The following is a 2132-nucleotide window of genomic DNA, read 5'->3' as shown; positions in this document are numbered from 1 at the left end:
ATTCTAAAGAATCCATACTAGCATTAGCTTTTATGGGAGCTGAGTCTATGGCTTGAGTATGTCCGCTGACCATACCCTTGTCCACATACAAGGTAAGTATATGAGTAAAGACTTGCTCAAAAACTGTTTCAGGAAAAAGTTGTCGAGTACGACTGATAGTAGAATGCCAAGGAAGCTGTCCATCTAGATCATAATCTAAAAAGTAAAGAATATCCAATCGCATGCTACAATGCTCGATAAGTTTACGATCACTAATGATATTTTCTAAATAACCTACTAAACACAATTTGAAAAATACTAAAGGATCAATACTTTTTTGACCACTATTACCATAAAACTTTTTAGTACTGTCGTATAAAAAATCTAAGTGGATAACTTCCTTAAATCGACGATAGAAATTTGTTTTGGATATTGAATCACTCAATTGAAAATGAGTAAATAGTTTTTCTTGATAAATCTTCTTGCCTTGCATACATCAATTTACGAAATAATACTATTTTTATCTAATACTTGTGCAACAGGCACACCGTATATAATTTATTGCTAGTTCTAGCTTACTTATGAAAATCCTCTCGGATTTTATTTGCTAAAATTAGTGCTTAAACCACGCAACAAACCATATACAAACACGTTACCAACAATGCAAAGACTACTTATCATATTAATAGTATTATCTAGCATCAATATTTTTTGTCAAGCAAAAGATTTTAATGAAATCATTCATATTGAAACATCTTTTCCTAGAAGAATGGATACGATAAATGGAAGATTAGGCTCTAATTGGAATAAGATAAAACCTGAAATCAAGGAAAAAATACGCAAAAGGATTACTGACCAAAAACAAAACATAGAATCTGATACAACTACATGGACAAATCTATTCTATATAGGGAAAAAAGAAACTATTGAACTAAAAATTAACAGCAAATCTCTTAACTATACTGACTTAATGCCTGAATCTTATTTTGACTCTACTACTGGAGATAGTATAGTAAAAATTAAACTTGGCTCAATAAAAAGAAATTCTGGAATTAAAAAAACCAGTATCTATTTGAAAGATTTAAGACGGTTTGCTGATTTTAATTTAGATACAAAATATTCAGAAGTATACATAAGGACGGAGGATATTTTAAGTATTGACGACTTTAAAACCGATGAAACAACCAATGCTGTAGAATATGACTTAAATGGTCTACCTGTAGCACCAGATACAATTGAAATAATTGATGAGGAATTGATAATAGAATATAGAATACCTAAAAGAAAGCACAGTTGGTAACAAAGTGTAAAAATAATTGCTTGAGGTTGGTAAGTGCCAATCGGAATATTCTCCGAATATTCCTCACTTTGGGACTTTTTGCTAACTTAGTACTTTAAGTAACTATCCTTACACAAACCGTTAGTCGCTATGAAAAAGAAAAAAAATCAAAAATCGCTTAATCAAAAAATTAAATCAAGCTAATGAAGAAGCGCCAAATTGGCCTTATCCTCTGTATGATTTAGCATTTACATATTTGCTTCTAGATGACTATGAAAATGCTTTGAAATATTATCGTCTAACAGACAAAATTGCACCAAAAGGATTTTATACTTCTAAGATAGCACTACATACTTTAGAAAGGGAAAGTAAAGGAGAATTACAAAAAGGCTTGTACAAATCATATCTATCACTTGAATGGACAAATAATCCAGCCGAAAAAAATGAAATGATAAAACTTTTAACTGAAAAAGTACCATCTTTCACACCTGCTTGGAAAGAATACTCTAACTTGCTTGAAGGTCAAGAAAGGCTAAATGCAATAGAAAAAGGACTTGAACAAAATCCAGATATAGAAACCAAGGGAATGTTGATTATTAACAAGGCTCTTGCTTTAAATCAAAATGGAAATTTCAAAAAGGCATCTGAACTACTAACAAATGTAATCTTTGACCCAAGTTCAACGTTTGGAAATATTGAAATGGCAAAATTTGTCTTAAATAATATATCAGAAGAAAAATAGCCAGCACATAACAAGGGCTATACGTAATGCGGGCAAAAGGTAAAACCCAAAGGTCTGGAATAGCAACAAAAAATGATACAAAAAAAGATAGCCTGAATGAATACTTAATTTGAGGATAATTCTAATTCTTTT

General features: G+C 30.8%; 3 protein-coding genes. 2 read left to right on the top strand and 1 reads right to left on the bottom strand.

Annotation, left to right across the window (positions count from 1 at the left end):
- Positions 1–472: transposase (locus ACYEKI_RS21130; RefSeq protein WP_459213203.1), on the bottom strand; the 472-nt coding region annotated here is incomplete at its 3' end.
- A gap of 168 nt (positions 473–640) precedes the next feature.
- Between ACYEKI_RS21130 and ACYEKI_RS21125 the strand changes: the two genes are divergently transcribed.
- On the top strand, positions 641–1279 hold the full coding sequence (locus tag ACYEKI_RS21125) for a hypothetical protein (RefSeq protein WP_459213202.1): 639 nt from the start codon (positions 641–643) through the stop codon (positions 1277–1279).
- A 235-nt stretch (positions 1280–1514) separates the two neighbouring features.
- Positions 1515–2000, top strand: a complete 486-nt coding sequence (locus tag ACYEKI_RS21120; RefSeq protein WP_459213201.1) for a tetratricopeptide repeat protein — start codon at positions 1515–1517, stop codon at positions 1998–2000.
- The last annotated feature ends 132 nt before the right edge of the window (positions 2001–2132 follow it).

This window comes from Aquimarina rhabdastrellae (assembly GCA_947387485.1).
Taxonomy (GTDB): Bacteria; Bacteroidota; Bacteroidia; order Flavobacteriales; family Flavobacteriaceae; genus Aquimarina.
Note: the sequence above shows the minus strand (reverse complement) of the source record. Positions and strands in the feature narration are given on the sequence as shown.

Bases quoted from the DNA above. Each gene is read 5' to 3' on its own strand.
- ACYEKI_RS21125 (WP_459213202.1), top strand. From the start codon at position 641: ATGCAAAGACTACTTATCATATTAATAGTATTATCTAGCATCAATATT.